Origin of the sequence: Algoriphagus machipongonensis, from assembly GCF_000166275.1 — a bacterium.
Classification (GTDB): Bacteria; Bacteroidota; Bacteroidia; order Cytophagales; family Cyclobacteriaceae; genus Algoriphagus; species Algoriphagus machipongonensis.
The window spans coordinates 136,954-156,717 of record NZ_CM001023.1 but is presented as its reverse complement, the minus strand read 5'-3'; the positions used below and the strand labels follow the sequence as shown (position 1 = coordinate 156,717).

The 19,764-nt window shown below is 38.5% G+C and carries 19 protein-coding genes; 9 read left to right on the top strand and 10 right to left on the bottom strand.

Features of this window, described 5'->3' with window-relative positions:
- Genes ALPR1_RS00720 through ALPR1_RS00695 form a run of 6 tightly spaced genes read left to right on the top strand, consistent with a single transcriptional unit; the run spans nucleotide 1 to nucleotide 7,105 of the window.
- A complete protein-coding gene (locus tag ALPR1_RS00720) occupies nucleotides 1–1,506 on the top strand; it encodes a phytoene desaturase family protein (protein WP_008197713.1) in 1,506 nt (501 codons plus the stop codon).
- The gene (locus ALPR1_RS00715; protein ID WP_008197711.1) at nucleotides 1,503–2,345 is read left to right on the top strand and encodes a phytoene/squalene synthase family protein; all 843 of its coding nucleotides are present in this window, start codon (nucleotides 1,503–1,505) and stop codon (nucleotides 2,343–2,345) included. Before ALPR1_RS00720 ends, ALPR1_RS00715 begins: the two co-directional genes overlap by 4 nt.
- 1 nt (nucleotide 2,346) lies before the next feature.
- A complete protein-coding gene (locus ALPR1_RS00710; protein ID WP_008197708.1) occupies nucleotides 2,347–3,054 on the top strand; it encodes a lycopene cyclase domain-containing protein in 708 nt (235 codons plus the stop codon).
- 6 nt (nucleotides 3,055–3,060) lie between these two features.
- On the top strand, nucleotides 3,061–3,906 hold the full coding sequence (locus ALPR1_RS00705; RefSeq protein ID WP_008197706.1) for a 4-hydroxy-3-methylbut-2-enyl diphosphate reductase: 846 nt from the start codon (nucleotides 3,061–3,063) through the stop codon (nucleotides 3,904–3,906).
- A 23-nt stretch (nucleotides 3,907–3,929) separates the two neighbouring features.
- Nucleotides 3,930–4,649: a fatty acid desaturase gene (locus ALPR1_RS00700; protein WP_008197705.1), complete on the top strand. Its 720-nt coding sequence runs from the start codon at nucleotides 3,930–3,932 to the stop codon at nucleotides 4,647–4,649.
- 53 nt (nucleotides 4,650–4,702) lie between these two features.
- Nucleotides 4,703–7,105 carry a TonB-dependent receptor gene (locus ALPR1_RS00695; RefSeq protein ID WP_008197704.1) on the top strand — a complete coding sequence of 801 codons (2,403 nt, stop codon included), beginning with the start codon at nucleotides 4,703–4,705 and terminating at the stop codon, nucleotides 7,103–7,105.
- A gap of 69 nt (nucleotides 7,106–7,174) precedes the next feature.
- On the opposite strand, the gene ALPR1_RS00690 is transcribed toward ALPR1_RS00695, so the two are convergent.
- Entirely contained in the window at nucleotides 7,175–7,627 is a 453-nt protein-coding gene (locus tag ALPR1_RS00690; RefSeq protein WP_008197703.1) for a hypothetical protein, read from the bottom strand.
- A gap of 64 nt (nucleotides 7,628–7,691) precedes the next feature.
- Nucleotides 7,692–8,375: an aquaporin Z gene (gene aqpZ / locus ALPR1_RS00685; RefSeq protein ID WP_008197702.1), complete on the bottom strand. Its 684-nt coding sequence runs from the start codon at nucleotides 8,373–8,375 to the stop codon at nucleotides 7,692–7,694.
- Nucleotides 8,376–8,621: 246 nt separating this feature from the next.
- Here aqpZ and ALPR1_RS00680 point away from each other — a divergent pair, with 246 nt between their 5' ends.
- On the top strand, nucleotides 8,622–9,665 hold the full coding sequence (locus ALPR1_RS00680; protein ID WP_008197701.1) for a zinc-binding metallopeptidase family protein: 1,044 nt from the start codon (nucleotides 8,622–8,624) through the stop codon (nucleotides 9,663–9,665).
- A gap of 12 nt (nucleotides 9,666–9,677) precedes the next feature.
- Here ALPR1_RS00680 and ALPR1_RS00675 read toward each other — a convergent pair whose 3' ends face one another.
- A complete protein-coding gene (locus ALPR1_RS00675; protein WP_008197700.1) occupies nucleotides 9,678–11,012 on the bottom strand; it encodes a rhamnogalacturonidase in 1,335 nt (444 codons plus the stop codon).
- Nucleotides 11,013–11,352: 340 nt separating this feature from the next.
- On the opposite strand from ALPR1_RS00675, the gene ALPR1_RS00670 reads away from it, so the two are divergent.
- Nucleotides 11,353–11,664: a Dabb family protein gene (locus ALPR1_RS00670; protein ID WP_008197699.1), complete on the top strand. Its 312-nt coding sequence runs from the start codon at nucleotides 11,353–11,355 to the stop codon at nucleotides 11,662–11,664.
- Nucleotides 11,665–11,694: 30 nt separating this feature from the next.
- On the opposite strand, the gene ALPR1_RS00665 is transcribed toward ALPR1_RS00670, so the two are convergent.
- The 6 genes from ALPR1_RS00665 to ALPR1_RS00640 form a co-directional block, all read right to left on the bottom strand.
- Nucleotides 11,695–12,645, bottom strand: coding sequence for an alpha/beta hydrolase (locus ALPR1_RS00665; RefSeq protein ID WP_008197698.1), 951 nt, complete (start codon nucleotides 12,643–12,645; stop codon nucleotides 11,695–11,697).
- 72 nt (nucleotides 12,646–12,717) lie between these two features.
- Nucleotides 12,718–13,020, bottom strand: a complete 303-nt coding sequence (locus ALPR1_RS00660; protein ID WP_008197696.1) for a hypothetical protein — start codon at nucleotides 13,018–13,020, stop codon at nucleotides 12,718–12,720.
- 32 nt (nucleotides 13,021–13,052) lie between these two features.
- On the bottom strand, nucleotides 13,053–13,781 hold the full coding sequence (locus tag ALPR1_RS00655) for a TMEM175 family protein (protein WP_008197694.1): 729 nt from the start codon (nucleotides 13,779–13,781) through the stop codon (nucleotides 13,053–13,055).
- Between the two features lie 69 nt (nucleotides 13,782–13,850).
- Nucleotides 13,851–14,999 carry a YncE family protein gene (locus ALPR1_RS00650; RefSeq protein ID WP_008197693.1) on the bottom strand — a complete coding sequence of 383 codons (1,149 nt, stop codon included), beginning with the start codon at nucleotides 14,997–14,999 and terminating at the stop codon, nucleotides 13,851–13,853.
- A 24-nt stretch (nucleotides 15,000–15,023) separates the two neighbouring features.
- Complete coding sequence (locus ALPR1_RS00645) at nucleotides 15,024–17,003, bottom strand: hypothetical protein (RefSeq protein ID WP_153231747.1); 1,980 nt, start codon at nucleotides 17,001–17,003, stop codon at nucleotides 15,024–15,026.
- 133 nt (nucleotides 17,004–17,136) lie between these two features.
- Nucleotides 17,137–17,670: a lipocalin family protein gene (locus ALPR1_RS00640; protein ID WP_008197689.1), complete on the bottom strand. Its 534-nt coding sequence runs from the start codon at nucleotides 17,668–17,670 to the stop codon at nucleotides 17,137–17,139.
- A 164-nt stretch (nucleotides 17,671–17,834) separates the two neighbouring features.
- Here ALPR1_RS00640 and ALPR1_RS00635 point away from each other — a divergent pair, with 164 nt between their 5' ends.
- Nucleotides 17,835–18,266: a DM13 domain-containing protein gene (locus ALPR1_RS00635; RefSeq protein WP_040303082.1), complete on the top strand. Its 432-nt coding sequence runs from the start codon at nucleotides 17,835–17,837 to the stop codon at nucleotides 18,264–18,266.
- A 2-nt stretch (nucleotides 18,267–18,268) separates the two neighbouring features.
- Here the strand turns inward: ALPR1_RS00635 and radA are convergent, their stop codons facing one another.
- Nucleotides 18,269–19,642 carry a DNA repair protein RadA gene (gene radA / locus ALPR1_RS00630; protein WP_008197687.1) on the bottom strand — a complete coding sequence of 458 codons (1,374 nt, stop codon included), beginning with the start codon at nucleotides 19,640–19,642 and terminating at the stop codon, nucleotides 18,269–18,271.
- Nucleotides 19,643–19,764 lie beyond the last annotated feature (122 nt).

The following is a 19,764-nucleotide window of genomic DNA, read 5'->3' as shown; positions in this document are numbered from 1 at the left end:
ATGACAGGAAACCATGCCGTAGTGATCGGTTCGGGCTTTGCCGGACTTTCTGCGGCTACGCATTTAGCTGCAGGTGGCTACAAGGTGACACTCGTAGAAAAAAATGCAAACCCCGGTGGAAGAGCCAGGAAATTTGAACACGAAGGTTTTGTGTTTGACATGGGACCAAGCTGGTATTGGATGCCAGACGTATTTGAAAAATATTTTGCGGCCTTTGGGAAAAAACCATCTGACTATTATGACCTGATTCGATTAGACCCATCCTATGCTGTTGTTTTCGGAGAAAATGAGGTTTGGGAAATTCCAGCAAACTTGGAAGAATTCAAAAAGATGCTGGAAAATATTGAGCCAGGTGCTGGGGTTCAGTTGGATGAGTTTCTACAACAAGCTGCTTACAAATATCAAGTAGGAATCCATGATTTGGTTACTAAACCTAGTCGATCCCTTTTTGAATTTACTTCGCCTTCTTTATTAAAGGATATCTTGAGAATGGATGTTTTTCAATCCATGTCTAAACATGTTCGTAAATTTTTTAAATCGGAGAAAATCATCCGATTAATGGAGTTTCCAGTACTGTTTCTCGGTGAAACAGCAGAAAACATTCCTGCACTTTACAGTTTGATGAACTACGCAGACATTGCCCTTGGGACATGGTATCCCAAGAAGGGAATGCATGAGATTATTCAGGCAATGGTAAGTTTAGCTGAGGAAAAAGGTGTTAGGATTCAATACGAAGCTGAGGTAGAAGAAATAGAAATAGATAATGCACAGGCGACAGGAGTAAGATTGATCAATGGAGAAAGAATTCCCGCTGACGTTGTAGTAGCCGGCGCAGATTATCATCATGTAGATAAGCATCTTGTCAACCCAAATTACAGTAATTACAGTGAGGAATATTGGGATAAAAGAGTTTTGGCGCCTTCTTGTCTCTTATTCTATTTAGGAGTTGATAAGAAATTAGAGAACCTCAATCATCATAATCTGTTTTTTGATGAACCATTGGAGCCTCATGCAGATGCTATTTATAAACACCCCAGATGGCCAGAAAAGCCGCTTTTCTATGCATGCGTTCCTTCATTGACGGATTCAACAGTGGCACCGAAAGGAAAGGAAAATTTATTTCTATTGATCCCATTGGCACCAGATTTAGAAGATTCGGAAGAGACTAGAGAGAAATATTATCAAATGATCATGGATCGTCTGGAGCATCATTCCAAACAAGAGATACGATCACATGTTGTTTATAAAAGGTCCTATGCACATAGTGATTTCAAATCAGATTACCATGCCTTTAAGGGCAATGCCTATGGTTTGGCCAATACATTATTGCAAACAGCAATTCTAAAACCTTCTTTAAAAAACAAAAAGGTTTCTAACTTGTATTATACAGGTCAGTTAACAGTTCCAGGGCCCGGAGTTCCCCCTTCATTGATATCCGGACAGGTGGTAGCAAATGAAGTAATGAAGGAGTTTTCAAAAAAATTTGATAAGACCTTAACCCAATGAACCAGAGAGAACTTTTCGATCAGACGAGTTTTGAATGTAGTAAGCTGATTACACAGCGCTATAGTACGAGTTTTACCCTCGGGATTAAAACCTTGGATCAGAAATTTCATATGCCCATTTATGCTATTTATGGGTTTGTGCGGTATGCAGATGAGATTGTAGATACCTTTCATGGTCAGGACAAAGAATCTTTGTTATCGAGTTTTAAGAAAGATGCATACCATGCAATTGATCAAAAAATAAGTCTAAATCCAGTTTTAAACTCCTTTCAGAAAGTGGTTAATCAATATAAAATTGATAAAAATCTGATCGAGGCATTTTTACATAGTATGGAAATGGATTTGGACTACACCACTTATGATGATTCAAAATATCAGGAATATATCTACGGATCAGCAGAAGTGGTAGGACTCATGTGTCTGAAAGTGTTTTGTGAAGGGGATCAGGCTATTTATGATAAGCTAAAAAGCTCTGCCTGTAAACTGGGGTCCGCATTTCAGAAGGTGAACTTTCTGAGAGATATCAAAAGTGATTATGAAGAAAGAGGTCGTGTTTATTTTCCAGGAGTAGATTTCAATCATTTTGACAAAATCATCAAAAAGCAGATTGAGGAAGATATTCAGGATGATTTTGACGAAGCGCTCATTGGGATTCAGCAATTACCCCAAGGGGCGAAGTTTGGGGTTAATATGGCTTATCTATATTACCAAAAACTCTTCAATAAGATTAAAGGCTTGCCGCCGGAAACTATCACCCAAAAGAGAATCAGAATTCCGAACTCAAAAAAGTTCTCATTACTGGTTTCAACCTATTTTGGAAATAAATTGGGGATAACCTAAGATGGAAAAATATCTATACCTAGGGCTTAATCTTTTCACTATATCTTTCCCTCTGGTAAGGTCATTCGAACCTAAAATCAAGTTTTCATCCAAGTGGAAAGCCTTGTTTCCTGCCATATTTTTGACAGGAGCATTTTTTCTTATTTGGGATCACTTGTTTACGAGGATGGGAGTCTGGGAATTTAACCCAAGGTATTTATTAGGCATTTACATTTTCCAATTACCCTTGGAGGAATGGCTGTTTTTCTTGACAGTACCCTTTGCTTGCGTGTTTATTTATGAGGTCTTGATTTACTTCTTCCCAAAAGACCCACTAAGAAACTTTGGAAAACCGTTTTTATATGTGATGATCCCATTGTTGATCGGATTGGCACTTATGCATCTTGATTTATGGTATACTTCTGTCAATTTCCTAGTAGGGGCAATGGTATTATTGATTCACTTTCTGATTTTCAACGATCGGTTTTTAGGTAAATTTCTCTTTGCCTATCTCGTTCATTTGATTCCCTTTTTGCTTTGCAATGGTATCCTGACGGGTGGTTTTACTGAGGAACCCGTGGTGATATATAATAACTCCGAAAATCTGGGCATTCGCATAGGTTCAGTTCCCGTAGAAGACACCATTTATTCCATGAGTTTATTACTAATGAATATTTCTTTTTTTGAATGGTTTAGGAAAACGAAAACATTTAAACCCTCTAAAAGTTAATATTTTATGAAAAACTTGAAGGTTCATATCGACGATCATTCTGGCTTTTGCTTTGGTGTTGTGTATGCTATCGAGATGGCAGAAGATATTCTGGATGAGGAGGGACATCTTTATTGTCTAGGGGATATCGTGCACAATGATGAGGAAGTCAATCGCTTGACCAAGAAGGGTTTGAGGATCATCAATCATGATGAACTTCAGGGGCTTTCTAATGAGAAAGTGTTGATTAGAGCTCATGGCGAACCGCCAGCTACCTACAAGCTTGCCATTCAAAACAACCTCACTTTAATAGATGCGAGTTGCCCTGTGGTATTAAAGCTTCAGAATAGAATCAAAAACTCTTATGACAAAGAGGAGGCAATTTATATTTATGGGAAAAAAGGACATGCTGAAGTGGTTGGCTTAATGGGTCAAACCCAGAATAAGGCCGTTGTTTTTCAGGATATTTCTGAATTGGACCTACAAACGCTTCCTAAAAAACTTACCCTTTATAGCCAGACAACCAAAAGCACCAATAGCTTCTACGAGATCAATCAAGTTTTAAAGGAAAATGGCATTGAGGTGAATACCAATGACACGATTTGTAGGCAAGTTTCAAATCGGGACAAGGAATTGAAAGCCTTCGCCTTGAATTACGATAAAATTGTTTTTGTGAGCGGCACCAAATCATCTAATGGAAAAGTGCTCTACCAAGTATGCAAGGATAAAAACCCAAATACATATTTTGTTCCCAACCCAGACCAAATAGATCCCTCATGGTTTGATGAAAATGATACGGTGGGTATTTGTGGGGCAACCTCTACACCCATGTGGTTAATGGAAGAAGTTAAAAATAAACTCTTGACTCTCTGAAATAAATCAACGTGATTGAGAGTATGTCCAGTAAAAGTGCTCAGGTAGGTACCAAAAGTATAGACCCAAAAGGTCTTATGATCGCTTTTGCCATCATATGTCTATGGTTTTCCTCATTAATATTTTGGCTCGGATATGAAATTGATTGGGCAAAGCCATGGGTTTATCTGGGAGTAATTATCCAAATGCATTTGTATACAGGACTATTTATCACAGCTCATGATGCCATGCATGGTTTGGTTTCCTCTAATAAGAAATTGAACAAGGCGATTGGAACATTTTCCGCGCTTCTTTTTTCTTATAATTTTTACGGAAGGCTTTATGGGAAACACCATGAACATCATCGGTTTGTCGCAACGGATCGAGACCCCGATTACCATCATTCCGATAACTTCTTTCTTTGGTACATTAGTTTTATCAAGCAATACGTCAATATTTGGCAGATTGTACTGATGGCAATCACCTTTAATCTCTTGAAATTAGTGATCAATGTGGATAACTTAATAATTTTTTGGATGCTTCCAGCTGTGTTATCCACATTCCAACTCTTTTATTTTGGGACTTACGTGCCACATAAAGGAGAGAGTGAAAATAAGCATCATTCTACCACTCAATCAAAGAATCATCTGTGGGCATTTCTCTCCTGTTATTTTTTTGGATATCACTATGAACACCATGATTCTCCTGGAACACCCTGGTGGAGATTGTGGAAGGAAAAAGAAAAAACCTTGAATAAAATTTAGTTCTTCCGAAACTATTTCGATCAAAAGCGCTTATGTTTTTGAGTTATTGAATTATGAAAGCACCCAACTTATTATTTCTTCTATTCTTTGTTTCGTTTTCTGCGTTTTCGCAGGGAGTGATCCGCGGTAAAATTACCAATCCTGTCAATGGAGAGCCCGTAGCATATGCTAACATTCTAGTGTTAGGAACGGAGACAGGAGCTATTTCTGATGAAGAAGGTTCTTATGAAATAATGGATTTGAAGCCGGGCCTTTACAATGTGCGGGCAAGTTTTGTTGGTTTTAAACCGCAGACACAATATGAAATCAAAGTAACTCTTGCTAGAGCAACTCAGCTTGATTTTGAATTGGAAGAGGATGCTTCTGAACTGAATGAAGTGGTCGTTTCCTCTGAGTTTTCAAGATCTGAAGAAACGCCTCTTTCTGTCAGGAGATTAAACAGTAATGAAATTGAACGGTACCCTGGAGGAAATAGGGATATTTCCCAAGTTATCCAATCCATGCCTGGAGTAGCAAGTACCCCTAGTTTTAGAAATGATATTTTGATTCGTGGAGGTGCTCCCAATGAGAATAAATTCTATGTGGATGAAATAGAAGTACCGGTGATCAATCATTTTGCCACGCAGGGTTCATCTGGAGGTCCAGTGGGTATTCTCAATGTAAATTTGATCAAAAACGTAGACCTAATCACCGGGGGTTTCCCGGCGAATAGAATGGATGCGATGAGCTCCTTCTTTGAAATTCAATTGAAAGAAGGAAACCGAGAAGCTATGCAAACCCAGATGACTTTGGGAGCATCAGAGTTGACGTTATCTAACAATGGACCACTAGGAGAAAATACCACTTATTCACTTTCTGCAAGAAGGTCCTATTTACAAGGGTTGTTTAAGATTTTGGGTCTTCCATTTTTACCTACCTTCAACGATTTCCAGTTAAAGACTACGACGAAATTGAATGAGAAGACTGAGTTGACTTTTATCGGTGTAGGTGCGATTGATAAATTTGTCCTTAATGAGGAAATCCCAGAAGATGAAACTGGAGAAGAACTTGAAAACCGCTTGTATTTATTGGATGTATTGCCCGTTCAAAAGCAATGGAATTATACCACCGGACTTAAATTAAAGCGGTATCGTGAAAATGGCTTTTGGACCTTTGTTTTGAGTAGAAATATGCTCAACAATGAGGCTGAAAAATACTTTAGAAATGAAGAGACTCCAGAATCTAACCTCCTCTATCGATATATCTCTCAAGAGTCAGAAAATAAGTTTCGTGCGGAAAACAGCATTTTTGGGGATGAATACACCTTGAAATATGGGTTCAATTATGAATACGCAAGGTATTATATCAATAATTATGACCGATCCACTTTAGCCAATTCTTCTGAGGTGATTGAAGTAGAATCTACTTCCAACTACAATAAATATGGAGCCTTTATTTCAGCTTCCAGATATGTCTTTCAAGAACGACTTTTATTATCTGGTGGAATTAGAATGGATGGGGCAGATTTTGGAGAAACCGCTCAAAATCCTTTGAATCAGATAAGCCCAAGGGTTTCTTTATCTTATCAATTAAAACCAAATTTATTTGCTACAGCCAATGCTGGAGTTTATTATCAGAAACCTCCCTATACGGTTCTGGGATACCAGAATAATGAAGGAGAGTTGGTCAACCAGGCAAATGATGTCAGGTTTATCCAAAATAAACAGCTGATTGCGGGTCTTGAATTCTTAGTCCCTGAAAAAAACCGACGATTCACGCTAGAAGGATTCTATAAAAGATATGACAAATACCCTTCCTCAGTTAGAAATGGAATCGCCTTGGCCAATTTAGGAGCTGATTTTGGGGTGATTGGAAATGAGCCGGTGGTTTCCAATGCAAAAGGAAAAGCATATGGACTGGAGTTTTTAGCCCAACAGAGGCTTTTTCAGAATTTTTATGGTATTGCTTCACTGACTTTGGTCAGAAGTGAATTTACCAATCCCAATACGGAAGGCTATATTCCATCCTCTTGGGATAACAAAGTGATTGTGAGTCTAACTGCGGGAAAGAGGTTTAGTAAAGATTGGGAAATCGGTGCTCGCTGGAGGTATCTTGGCGGAACTCCATATACACCCTATGACGAGGATGAATCATCTTTGATAAGCAATTGGGATTTACGTGGTCAACCCGTATTGGACTATACTCAAATTAATGCTATTCGATTAGATGCATTTCACCAACTAGACTTGAGAATTGATAAAAAGTACTATTTCCCTAAGTGGAACCTAAACTGGTATGTAGACATTCAAAACGTTTACAACTATGAGGCGGAGCAGCCACCTTTATTGGTTCCAGTCAGGGATGCCCAAGGAACAATTCAAGTAGATCCCACAGATCCTTCGAGATATCAATTGAAATACATTTCCAATACAGCAGGAACAATTCTTCCCACTGTAGGAATTATTGTAGAGTTTTAGACTAATTATTGCTCATAAAAAAAGCCGTTTCTTGAGTAGAAACGGCTTTTTTATGTTTAGAAGTAGATCTTACTCTACTTTTCCAAATCTCCATCGTACGTTGAGTCCAAATACATCTGCAAAAAAATCGGTGTTTTCCACAATACGGAAAGTAGGTCTCCAATCTGCACCAATCACTATTGGTACATCAGCAAATGCGTATTCAATCCCTATTTCGCCAGCTGCTGCCAAAGAGAATGGATCATTTATAATTATAGATGGACCTGCTCCAACATACCAATTAAAGTCACTTGAGCCAACCGGTCTATAAATAAAGTCCCATAGAGCATCAACTCCTACTCCATCACCGAAACTCACGTCAGCATGAACTCTACTAAACTGGCCTACTGAAAAAACAGCATCAACGGCTACATTGTTACCACCAAATTGACCAAATCTGATACCTAATTCTTGTGCATTACTTTCTAAACTAGCTGCACAGCCAAAAAATGCAACCAGAAATAAAATCTTAATATATTTCATTTTAATAAAGGTTAAGTGACATTAAAATATTTCTAATAGCAAAGATTTAATTTTTTTTGGAAATTCATTCTGTGGGAGATAAAAATTTGTATAAAATCCCTGCCAAAACTGCGCCTATAATAGGTGCTATCCAAAAAAGCCATAACTGTTGTAAATAGATGCCTCCAGCGAAAATCGCCTGTGAGGTACTTCTTGCTGGATTAACAGAAGTATTGGTCACAGGAATGCTTATCAAGTGGATTAATACTAAGCCAAGTCCGATGGCAATTCCTGCAAAACCTGCGGGTGCTTTGGAATGTGTTGATCCTAAAATGATAATCAAAAACATAAAAGTCATGACCACTTCCGTTGTTAATGCGGATACGAGACCATATCCTCCCGGAGATGCTTCTCCATAACCATTGGAAGCAAAACCACCAATATCCACCCCAGCTTTTCCTGTGGCAATGATATATAAAATAGCAGCTCCTGCGATACCTCCCAGCACCTGTGCGATGATATAGCCTACTACTTCTTTGCTTTCAAACCTTCCTCCTGCCCAAAGGCCAAGCGTTACTGCCGGGTTTAAGTGACAGCCCGAAATGTGTCCGATTGCATAGGCCATGGTTAAAACTGTCAATCCAAATGCGAATGCCACGCCTACAAATCCAATTCCCAATTCGGGGAAACCAGCCGCCAAAACGGCACTACCACATCCCCCTAGGACCAGCCATAGGGTTCCAATAAATTCTGCAACAAGTTTTTTCATCTGAAAAATGGGTTAAATGGTTTATCATAAAAGGAATTTAAAAATTTAATTTTGAAAATCTGTAAAACATTGAATGATAAGCACTTAAAATTTTAATAATTTTTCGAATGCCAAAGTTTATTTGATGGACCAGCTTTTGAAATCCCCAGACTTTTTGGAAGTATGTTTTTAGTTAACCCTATGTGAGAAATCATGTCCTTTTATTGCATACCTTTTGTATCTATTCTTTGAAATAATGCCTTGATTATGAAGATTTTTGAATGTGGAAACTGTGAGCAACCTCTTTATTTTGAGAATCAGAGTTGCGGGAATTGTGGCCATTTGATTGGCTATGCTCCTGAGGAATTTAAACTAAAAACATTTGACCAAAAAAGGGATTCCCTGACCTCAGATCGTGATCATACGGAATTTAAGTTCTGTAAAAATCATCAGTATGGAGTTTGTAACTGGTTGATTAAAGGTGAAAACTCTGATGGTTTTTGCCATGCCTGTAAACTCAATCGGATGATTCCAGACCTTTCTGATCATGAGAATTTTAATAAATGGCAGAGATTAGAAGTTTCCAAGCATCGTCTGGTGTATCAACTGGATCGTTTAGGCTTAGTTCTTCATTCTAAAATGGATGATGTCAATGGGTTATGCTTTGATTTTGTAGCCAAACATGGAAATCAGGTCAATAAAATGACTGGCCATGCAGATGGTGTGATTACCATCTTGCTTTCTGAGGCAGACCCTGTCAAACGTGAGCAAATGCGCAAACAGCTTTCTGAGCCTTACCGAACGGTAATAGGGCATTTTCGTCATGAAGTGGGTCATTATTTTTGGGATCGACTGGTCGCTAATGACTTTGAAAAACTGAAGAATTTTAGAAATCTGTTTGGTGATGAACGTAAAGACTATCAGCAGTCTCTCAATGATTATTACCAAGGAAATACAGCGATGAATTGGCAGGAAAGTTTTATCAGTGAATATGCTACTTCTCATCCATGGGAAGATTGGGCGGAGACTTGGGCTCATTACCTACATATCATGGACATGGCCGAAACTGCTTATTATTTTGGGTTTTCAGTAGATCCAAAAGTCCAGGAAAAAAGTGTCAAAGGGTCTTTCGGATTTGACCCATATGAAGAACAGGATTTTCAGAAGATTTTTAACAGCTGGGCACCTTTATCATTTGCGATTAATAGTCTTAACCGGTCCATGGGTACTCCAGATGCCTACCCATTTGTAGTAAGTCCACTGGTAATCGAAAAGATGAAATTTATCCACAACCTCCTTTATTACAAGTAAATAAAGAAAAGTCTATTCAATAAGCTTTCCGTTTACTTTTACGTTTTTAAGTTCGAATCCATCAACAAATCCTGCATCAAAACTGGGGTCCTCGGCCTGAATTGTTAAGTTTTCAAATTTGAAATTGGATACTCTGTCGTGTTCGGTGATAGCCACGTCAAAAAATATCTTGCACTCCAAATCGATATTTTTCATTGTGATATGGTTTGAGTAGGAAATAGGGACCTCTTCCCTTCCCTTTAGGTCAAAAAACTGTGTCCATGGTTTTACATAGATAAAACTTCTGGCTTGGCCAGTGATATTTTCTACCGTGATATATTCATAATTTTGAGGAGTATCCGGGCGCATTTTAAGCCATAGAAGTCGAACTGCATCTTGGACCTTGACATTTCTCATGATCACATTTTTATTGTGAATAGATTCGCTACCATTCGTCAAAGCAGAATGGCAAAAGCCAAATTCACTGTCTTCAATTAAAATATGCGTATTCTCTCCATTGTTGGGGTCTTCATCAGCCCAAGGACCTTTACCACCTTTTAGCGCTATGGCATCGTCATTCACGGCTAAATAACAGCCTTTTATCAAAACATTGGAAACCACATCTAGATCTATAGCATCCGTACTTGGAGCTTTTACAGGTTCGTGTGGGGAAGTGATTGTTAGGTCAAGGATTTTTATGTTTTTGCTTTGATAATAATGGCTGCTCCAAAATCCAGCATTAATCAATTTTACATCCTGAAGTTGTACATCATTACTTTTCCAGATAAATACCAATCTGGGACGCGAAACCTCCAAATTTGTACAATTTGGATCCTCTTTTCTTCGCTGCCAAAACGCCTCCCAAAATTTCAGCCCATTCCCATTGATGGTACCTTTTCCAGAAATAGTAAAGCCATTCACACCGTAAGCATTTACTAATGCAGCAAAATAGTCCAGATTTTGTCCTTCCATCCTCGATGGGATTTTGGGATAATTAGAAATATCATCGGAACCTTTTAAAACGGACCCTTCTTCTAAATAAAGATGCGTATTGGGTTTAAAAAAAAGTGCTCCGCTCAAAAATGTTCCTTTGGGAATGATGATGACACCTCCGCCTTTTAGACTTGCTTCATCAATAATTCGCTGAATTTTTTGGGTTTGTAAAAGAGTACTATCCGCAAATACTCCATGTTGGGTGATTACATATTGCTTTCCTAAATCCTCTAATTTCACTTTGGTATAATCATGAAACCAAGGGGATATTTCTGTGCCATCTGGCCAGAGGTCTTGGCTAAAGGCCATCTTATTAGTCAAAGAGAAGACGGCAATAAATAGAAAGAAGCAAATAGGTTTTTTGAGTTTAAGCATATAAATCAGTCCTTTATTTCCAAAAGGGAACAATTAGTTGATCATGGTAAATTACCAAAAATAGAAAGGCCAACTGTCCTATCCTGTCCTTTTTATATAACAGGTTATTTAGAGCTCTTTTACTTCGGTTTTCTTGAAAACCAGAAATTGTTTGTGGTAAATAGACGAAAGATTATTATTTTTAGAGGTAATGAAATTTTATTAGATGTGATTTTCTTTAAGGATGAGCTTTTATCTTTATTTCATCTAAATGACAAAATTGGCTTTTCCTTTTATAACATAAAGTAAACCTTTGGGTTACTTTTTCAGTAAACTTTTTTCTGACTCTAACTTTAACGCCATGATTACACACAGCTTATTTTTTAGGTTGAAGTATCCAATAGGATCGCCTGAAGAGCATACATTCTTTAATGCGCTTGCTAAACTTTCTACCATTTCTGGGGTAGAAAATTTTACCATACTAAAACAGATAAGTCAAAAAAATGAGTTTGATTATGGTTTGAACATTGAATTTGAAAATCAAGAAGCCTTTCAAACATTCCATCAAAATCCACATCATGCCCTATTTTTTAAGATTTATTGGCCGGATTTTGTGGAAGATTGTATGGAGTTAGACTTTGAAAAAGCGGATTTAGTAGATATTCCCAACTAATACTGTAAGGTCAAGGAATATTTTAAATCCTTACTTATCGGATTTCCATAACCATTTAAGCCCCTCAGGCAATAATGCCCCAGGGTGCTTATCGCTATGCTCACCATCCGTCCAAACATAAGTAAATTCATACCTAGGATTAGACAAATTGTTTTTGTCTGCATTTTGATTGGCATATTCAAAAGCTGAGACCATCTGTTGATTCGCTAAAAACCAATTTCCCCACTCATTACTGAGGTCATTGGTACCATCCTGAATGAAAATTCGAATGGGACGGATTTTCTCTCTTCGAATTAAGGCAGGATAGTCTTGTCCACCGAGTTTAACTGGAGTTTCATTGGGTCTAAAACCAATAGAAACATAGCTTCCTATGCCACTATAAACTTTGCGGAAATAGTCAGGATAATGCCAAGCCACGGTAAATGCTGCTATCGCCCCACTACTTGTTCCTCCGATTGCTCTTTGTTCGGGGTCAGATGTTAGATTATAATCTTTGCTGACTGTGGGTAACATTTCTTCAATAATAAACCTTGCGTACCTGTCATCCATGGCATCATATTCAGCTGCTCTATTGTTAGGATTGCTCGAACCAAGATTTGTTGGGTAAGTCTCAGAGAGATTGCCAGGAGAAATAAAAATGCCAATAGTTACGGGTATTTCTCCCTTTGCAATCAGGTTTTCCAGAACCTGAGGAGCGCGTATAGACCCATTAGGGTTGGTAGCTCGATATCCATCTTGAAAAACCAAAAGACTTGCAGGTTTGCTTGGTTCATATTGAGCTGGGATAAAAAGCCAATATTGTCGAACGGTCCCTTCAATTATTTTACTGTGAAAATCAAAAGGTCCAAGAAATTCACCTTTTGGAACACCCTCCTGAGGATAGTGATCTGGACCCATTTCTATAGCTGTTCGTACTTCCATTTGAGCCGAAACTCGGAGTATGAATAGAAAGGAGAGAAGGAATAAAATTATGCGTTTCATAGGTTCGAAATTTTGGGTTAGACATATTCATTTTCCTTAAGTATCAGGGAGTAACATGCATGGAATAGGTTTCTATAGCTTGCTTCCTTGAATAAGGATTGATGTTTTAATGGATTCATCTTTCAGGTGAAGGAAGTTTTTCCGCTCCTCGTCATGTTTGAAATTTTCAAAATCATCCTGTGTTTTAAATGTCACTAAATGAATTTCATAGGGTTTTTCCATACTGCCCTCTATTAATGAGGCATTATCAGGGCGGATTCTTAAAAGTAGATCCCCATTATATTTACTAATAGTGGGAATAGCAATCTCTTCAAATTGATGAAAAATGCTTTCTTGTCCTGCTTTGAGATATATTAATTGAGTAATGTAAACCATTAGTGTCTTTCCATTTTTAAAATATCAAAAAGCTATTTCCCCATATCAAGGGATCGCTTTGCTGCTTTTTTATAAGATTTTAGCCATACCAAAATTGCTGGGGTATATAAACCGTAGACCATTCCACCCAAGAACGAAGCCCATGCTATTGACTGGGTTCGTAATATCCAAACTAACAAGATGGATAGTAAAGGCACCGTAAACATGATCACAATTCGAATCTGCTGGTAGTTGGTATGCATCTCCTCATACTTACTTAAAGCAAGTATTTCTTTATTCCTGATAGCAATGAAGTAAAACCAAAAAAGGACAAAATAGAGAGCAAAAGCGATGGAGCCATAATAGATCATTAAATCGGGGATTTCTACAGCTGAAATCTGCAATGAAATGTCTGTACCAAAGATTAAATTGGTCAAAAAGAGGGTTAAAAAGCGTAGCGGGTAAACATAAAATATGATCAAAGCTATAAAAAGCGAATTGAGAAAAACAAGCCAAGATCCTCTCAGCGTGTACATCTCAGAAAATCTTACATGTTCCTGCCAGATCAGGATCAGAAAACCAATGCTAATTAAAAATGCTGGAAGTGTTTTCGTAAAAACGATCAAGTCCTCCAGTGAATTGGGACTGGATAAATTGAAGATTAAAAGTGTAACAGCTATCCCAAAAACAGCATCCGTCAGGTTATCCAATCGAGAAGGACTTTCTCCTCGATAGTTAATATTAGGATTTCTATTTTTAGAATTAAAAAGTTGGCTGCGCATTTTCGATTATGAGATGAATTATATCAAGGAAAACACAAATAATGCTGAATTTAAGTGCTTTAGAAGTTATTAATCCATTTTCCAGAAAATGATACCTCCTGCTTGTTTACCCATATCTACTGAGGCCACCTTTTCTGCATTTTTAATATCTATAACATCCATTGTTCCTGGTTCACCACCGATACCTTCCACAGAGATAAATGCATATTTACTGTCAGAGGAGATGGATACACCATGGGTTACTTTTCGGGTATTTTTAACTCTAGGAAGTTCTTTTTTCTTTTTTAAATCCCAAATACCTGTCTCCCCACTTCCCTTGTATGTAACGACAAGATATCTTCCATCTGGTGTCACATCACAGTTGTATGGTGCTTTTCCAGTTTTGAAACGGTCCGTGATTTCCCATTTTTCTAAATCCACTTCCAAAACTTCATCCGATCCATTTCCCGCTACATAAACTTTACCATTATTTGGGTGAGGAATAGCCCAAGTCGGCTTAGTGGCACTATGGTACATAGGCTGAGATGCTGTCATCATGCTATGTCCCATCTGAGAATGATCCATTGTACTGTGATCCATTCCATCCATTTTCATTTCTTCTTCTTTCCCATCCAAATTTAGCTTTCTCGTAACCTTCAATTTTGCCGTGGATATCTCAAAGAGTTCTCCAGACATCATACCCACCGAATAGTGATAGAGTCCGTCTGATGAAATCCTGGACCCATGAGGCATCACTCCTGTTTCAATTTTCTCAATTTCTATCATCTCCTCGGGATCGACAACAGAAACAGTACTTGGTACCATATCCCCATGAAGGTTGAAGTTGACACAATACAAAAGGCCTGTGGCCTTAGAAACTTGGAGTGAGGCAGGGAAAAGCCCCAACTGAACAGTGTCTACAACCTCATTCGTTTCGGTAGAAAACTTATATAAAATCCCATAGGGATTGCCATGGGCAAGTGATAGATACCAGTATTTTCCATCAGGACTTATATTGATTCCATGCGGACCTTCTATTTCTGCCGGCCATACACCGACAGGAATGGTTTCCTCCACCCAAGCTTTTTCACCATCAAATTTGATCAATGCTACCTCATCCTCTGATTCTGCTGTGACGTAAACATAGTATTCCTGAGCTTGGGATTTTAAAGAAAATCCTAGGATCGCGATCAGGACAACGCAAATTTTGGAGATCCCATTTTTATTAAATTGAATCATTGCTTCCTATGGTTTTTGGTTAATTTATTTTGCCTCTAATTTGGCATTTTCAGGAACTACCGGCTTCAACTTCGCTGACCAAAGGCCACTATTCCAATCCGAATAGAAAATATGCCCTTTATGCGGCTGAGCTCCCCAAGTAAAAGGTGCATTCGCAACATAGCCATCTGGATCTTCAGGGACAATCCAGGCAATCTCACGTCCTTGCCGGTTAAGATCACCTAATAACTCACCACTTAAATCAACGACACGTACACCTCCATTGTAGAATGCGGCATAAAGAATGTCATCTTCAATCCAGAAATTATGCGATCCAGCAAATGGAACTTGAAACCAAGCCACCTCTTTTGGGTTTTTCAGATCAGTGAAATCAATAACATGAAGGTAACCTGCAGCTCTACTAGGTTTTCTTCCCGAAGGATCTAAGCCATAAGGAAATTCCTCATCTCCTAAAATGACATAAAACTTACCCGTTTTTTCATCTTTATAAGGGAATGCTGCATGATTCGAACCGCTAGGATAAGCATAACTAGCAAATTGAACAGGGTTGGAAGGTGTTCCACCTGCAATTCCATTTCCTACGTCCACAAGCTGCACACCATCACTCCAGTTGGAAGAATAGGCAATCCCATCGTGTACCCAAACGTCATGAATGGAATGTCCTGGAGTATCCAATTCAAATTCTCCTACAATCTTTGGGTTTGCAGGATCTTCAATATTGATAGAATAGTATTTTCTACCGGCACTTAAAGCATAGACATGGTTTTGATAAATAAATACATTGTGAACACCACCGGTAAGGTTTTCAGAAAATTCTGAAATGATTTTAGCATCTCTTGGATTGCTTACATCAATAATTACCAAACCATTTTTACGATTGGAAGCACCTTCTCTAGATATGATAGCTACTTTTCCATCTTCGGAAACTTTCACGTCGTTTACAGTACGAGCATCCACTTTCACAGAGTCTACTAAAAAAATCTCCGCAGGATCAGTTACATCCCAAAAATAGGCTGTACCATCTGCTCCCCAAGTTCCTGTTACTGCATAGTCTTTTCCGTCTATACCTTCCCAAACCCAAAGGTCTGAAGTATGCTTTTTGTTCATGGAACCTTGCCCAATAAGTTCAATTTCTCTACCTACATTTCTGGTATTTGCCTGAACGGTGATAGATGCTGCTGAAGGTCCTGAAGTTGCATTGAGAACATATATTCCAGGTTCGTCCGCTACAAATTTTCCTTCTTCATTGATAAGGCCTGATGGCGCTGCTGATACATCAAATGATTCTCCGGTAAAAGAGTAACTGATTGGGGCATCACTCACTTCATTTCCATCTTTATCCACTGCTAAAGCGGTTAGTGTAAAGACATCTCCTGATTTTCCCTCTACTTTATCAGACTTGAGGAGGATTTTTGCTATTGGATTTTCGATGACTTCCATCGTTATTGATTCCTCAACCTCATCTACTTTCGCAGTTATGGTAGCCTTTCCAGGCTTTTTGACGATCAGCTTATTAAAAGGAGCTACCGTGATTATTTCCTCATCTGAGGAGCTCAAAGCGATTACTTTTTCAGGTCTTTCGAATCCGGCTTCATCTTTTACTGTTATTTCTAAAGGCACATTAATTCCTGCATAAATATTTTCAGGAATACCTTCTAAATCAATGGAGGCAATTGGTTCAGGCGCAACCGTTACGAAAATACTGGTTCTGAGTTGGGGGGATCCCGGGCTAATGACAAAAACCTCATATTCACCATGCCTAATAGCCGTGGCAAGGCCTGTTGTATCCACTACTGACAGGGCTCTTCTATTTCTGGAATAAAAAATGAAATCCCGACCTGAAACCATGTTATCATCGGCATCTACAACCATGGCTTCTAGTTGGAGCGTTTCACCGATTTTCATGTTGACTTTCTCCTTAGGCACTTGGAGACTTAGATCTTGGGCTTGTGTAAAACCAAAGGAGGCAAACAAGCAAAAAAGAAAGAAATATAACTTTTTCATAAGGTTGGGATTTTAGGAATTCTGAATTTAGTGAATCCTTGAATCCAAACCACATAAAACTGCCCAATTTTATTCGGTTTGAGCGTTCATTTAATGGGGAATTTAAAATTTTGAGCCCATTTACCTAAACGAGTCACTCATTTTTATCCTGTTCAACCCAAATGAGTCTCGAAGTATCATAACCAATGCTTTTGGCTTTTTCTAAAAACTTATTTTTGACTGCTTCAGGTATAGACTTACTTCGCGATAATATCCACAAGTAGTCTAAGTCTTTTCCAGCTACGAGAGCATATTCATAGTATCCTTCTAATCCGATAACATTATAGCCAGCGTAAAATGGTCCAAAAAACGAGACCTTGAGTTCTGCTACATCACTTTCCCCTCTGAATTTAGCTTTGCCGATTGCTTCTTCCCATTCCTCTTTGACATAGTTATATCCCCTATTCGTCACTTTGACTTTTCCATCAGGCTGAAGCTTATAATTTGCTGTGGTATTATTTAAGTTCTCTTCGAATTTAAAATCTATTCGGGCTATTTCATACCAGGTACCCATGTACTTTTCTATCTCAAAAGGGGAAACTGCAGTTGCTCCTTTTGGGATGGATTGACAGGAGTAAAACCCAAAAAGCAATAAAAGGTAAAGTGTTAAATGGAAGGATTTTCTCATTACAGTTGTTTTGAAATTATAGAATTAAAACGATCGTTAAGTCAACATTTATATTGGTTTAATGTTTACCAAATGGGTCATTGACCAATTGAAGTTAAAATAACGTATAAATAATATTTGGTATCTTAATGAGAAGTAAAACTCTCAGATCAAAAACCTGGATTATGAAACTCAAGAATTTACTTCTTCTTTTTTCAACAGTATTTTTTTCTTCTTGTATGAATGAGGATGATATGGATACGACCATGGACAAAGACGATATGGAAATGTCTGCTGACATGGATGAAGATCAAATGACCATGTATATGGGTGAATTTGTCTCCGACGCTCATCCTACTTCAGGAAAAGTAAATGTGAATACTAATAAGAATATTCTGGAATTTTCAGATTTTAAATCAGATGACGGCCCCCTTCTGGAAGTGTACTTGGCTACTGACACTAAAGCTTCAGAATTTATTACACTTGGTGAATTGAAAGGATTGGAAGGGGATTATGAATATGATTTACCAGATAATGTTGATTTTGAAGAATACCAGTACGTGTTAATCTGGTGTGTTGACTTTTCCGTCAACTTTGGCTACGCCAAAATTGAATGAACCTAGAAAATCTTAGAGTACATTTCTTCCAGTTTGCCGACTGCCATGACTTCTATGCGATACTTTTTAAGGTCTAAACCTTTGATTGCATATTTGGAGACAATAATTTTTTTGAAACCAAGTTTTTCTGCTTCGGCAATTCTGTTTTCGATTCTTTGGACAGCACGAATTTCTCCTCCTAAGCCTACCTCTCCAGCGAAACAGATTTGTTCGGAAACAGGGGTGTCCTCATAGCTGGAAATCAAGCTGGCACAAACAGCCAAATCCAAGGCCGGGTCGTCTACTCTTAAGCCTCCAGCCACATTTAGAAACACATCTTGTTGGCCTAACCTCATCCCTCCTCGTTTTTCCAACACTGCCAAAAGCATATTCAGTCTCTTGGCATCATGTCCGGTACTACTTCTTTGGGGAGTTCCATAAGTTGCAGGGCTGACGAGGGACTGTATTTCTATCAACAAAGGCCTATTTCCCTCCATCATTGCTCCAATGGCGACTCCATTGAGTACTTCTTCTCTTTGAGTCAATAAAATTTCTGAAGGGTTGACTACTGGGCGCAAACCTTCTACTCTCATCTCATAAATTCCCAATTCATGCGTCGAGCCAAATCGATTTTTACTGGTTCGCAGGATTCTGTAGCTCATATGCCGATCTCCTTCAAATTGAAGAACCGTATCTACCATATGTTCCAAAACCTTTGGTCCTGCGATAGATCCATCTTTTGTGATATGCCCGATCAAAAAGACAGGAGTACCAGTTTCTTTGGCAAATTTCATGAGCTCTGCAGTACATTCTCGAACCTGAGAAACCGAACCGGCTGCAGACTCTACCAGTTGGGAGTGAAGCGTCTGTATAGAATCTATCACCAACAGGTTGGGCTTCAAAGCCTCAATTTGTTGGAAAATATGCTGCGTATTTGTTTCAGAGAGCACATAGCAGTCGGGATTTTTGGCCTGCATTCGATCAGCACGCATCTTGATTTGTGCTTCACTTTCCTCTCCGGAAACATATAAGACGGACTTTGCCTTTAAGGTTAAGGCTATTTGTAGCATTAAAGTAGATTTCCCAATACCAGGTTCTCCTCCTATCAAAACCAAGGAACCAGGGACAATACCTCCACCTAGCACTCGGTCCAGTTCCGCATCTCCAGTGACATAGCGAGGCATTTCCTCGTAATTGACCTCTTGGATTTTTTTCGGAGTATTAGCTTTCTTTTGAGTAGAGCCACTGGTTTTCCAACTTCCTTTTCCACTTTCTTCTTTTTGAATTACCTCTTCCACATAGGTATTCCATTCCCCACATGCAGGGCATTTGCCTATCCATTTTGGACTTTGGGCACCGCAGTTTTGACAGAAGAAAGTGGTTTTGATTTTGGCCATTGTGAAGTACGAAATGGAAAATAAGATTTACGAAATTTAAAGAACCTCAGAGATGGGATTACTTAGTTGCTTGTCTCGATTTACAAATTTTTCAATCTTCAAATCTTATAATTTTAAAATTA

Excerpts from the sequence above, each read along its gene's own strand:
- ALPR1_RS00720 (WP_008197713.1), top strand. The coding sequence starts at position 1 with ATGACAGGAAACCATGCCGTAGTGATCGGTTCGGGCTTTGCCGGACTT.
- ALPR1_RS00715 (WP_008197711.1), top strand. The coding sequence starts at position 1,503 with ATGAACCAGAGAGAACTTTTCGATCAGACGAGTTTTGAATGTAGTAAG.
- ALPR1_RS00710 (WP_008197708.1), top strand. The coding sequence starts at position 2,347 with ATGGAAAAATATCTATACCTAGGGCTTAATCTTTTCACTATATCTTTC.
- ALPR1_RS00705 (WP_008197706.1), top strand. The coding sequence starts at position 3,061 with ATGAAAAACTTGAAGGTTCATATCGACGATCATTCTGGCTTTTGCTTT.
- ALPR1_RS00700 (WP_008197705.1), top strand. The coding sequence starts at position 3,930 with ATGTCCAGTAAAAGTGCTCAGGTAGGTACCAAAAGTATAGACCCAAAA.
- ALPR1_RS00695 (WP_008197704.1), top strand. The coding sequence starts at position 4,703 with ATGAAAGCACCCAACTTATTATTTCTTCTATTCTTTGTTTCGTTTTCT.
- ALPR1_RS00690 (WP_008197703.1), bottom strand. The coding sequence starts at position 7,627 with ATGAAATATATTAAGATTTTATTTCTGGTTGCATTTTTTGGCTGTGCA.
- aqpZ (WP_008197702.1), bottom strand. The coding sequence starts at position 8,375 with ATGAAAAAACTTGTTGCAGAATTTATTGGAACCCTATGGCTGGTCCTA.
- ALPR1_RS00680 (WP_008197701.1), top strand. The coding sequence starts at position 8,622 with ATGAAGATTTTTGAATGTGGAAACTGTGAGCAACCTCTTTATTTTGAG.
- ALPR1_RS00675 (WP_008197700.1), bottom strand. The coding sequence starts at position 11,012 with ATGCTTAAACTCAAAAAACCTATTTGCTTCTTTCTATTTATTGCCGTC.
- ALPR1_RS00670 (WP_008197699.1), top strand. The coding sequence starts at position 11,353 with ATGATTACACACAGCTTATTTTTTAGGTTGAAGTATCCAATAGGATCG.
- ALPR1_RS00665 (WP_008197698.1), bottom strand. The coding sequence starts at position 12,645 with ATGAAACGCATAATTTTATTCCTTCTCTCCTTTCTATTCATACTCCGA.
- ALPR1_RS00660 (WP_008197696.1), bottom strand. The coding sequence starts at position 13,020 with ATGGTTTACATTACTCAATTAATATATCTCAAAGCAGGACAAGAAAGC.
- ALPR1_RS00655 (WP_008197694.1), bottom strand. The coding sequence starts at position 13,781 with ATGCGCAGCCAACTTTTTAATTCTAAAAATAGAAATCCTAATATTAAC.
- ALPR1_RS00650 (WP_008197693.1), bottom strand. The coding sequence starts at position 14,999 with ATGATTCAATTTAATAAAAATGGGATCTCCAAAATTTGCGTTGTCCTG.
- ALPR1_RS00645 (WP_153231747.1), bottom strand. The coding sequence starts at position 17,003 with ATGAAAAAGTTATATTTCTTTCTTTTTTGCTTGTTTGCCTCCTTTGGT.
- ALPR1_RS00640 (WP_008197689.1), bottom strand. The coding sequence starts at position 17,670 with ATGAGAAAATCCTTCCATTTAACACTTTACCTTTTATTGCTTTTTGGG.
- ALPR1_RS00635 (WP_040303082.1), top strand. The coding sequence starts at position 17,835 with ATGAAACTCAAGAATTTACTTCTTCTTTTTTCAACAGTATTTTTTTCT.
- radA (WP_008197687.1), bottom strand. The coding sequence starts at position 19,642 with ATGGCCAAAATCAAAACCACTTTCTTCTGTCAAAACTGCGGTGCCCAA.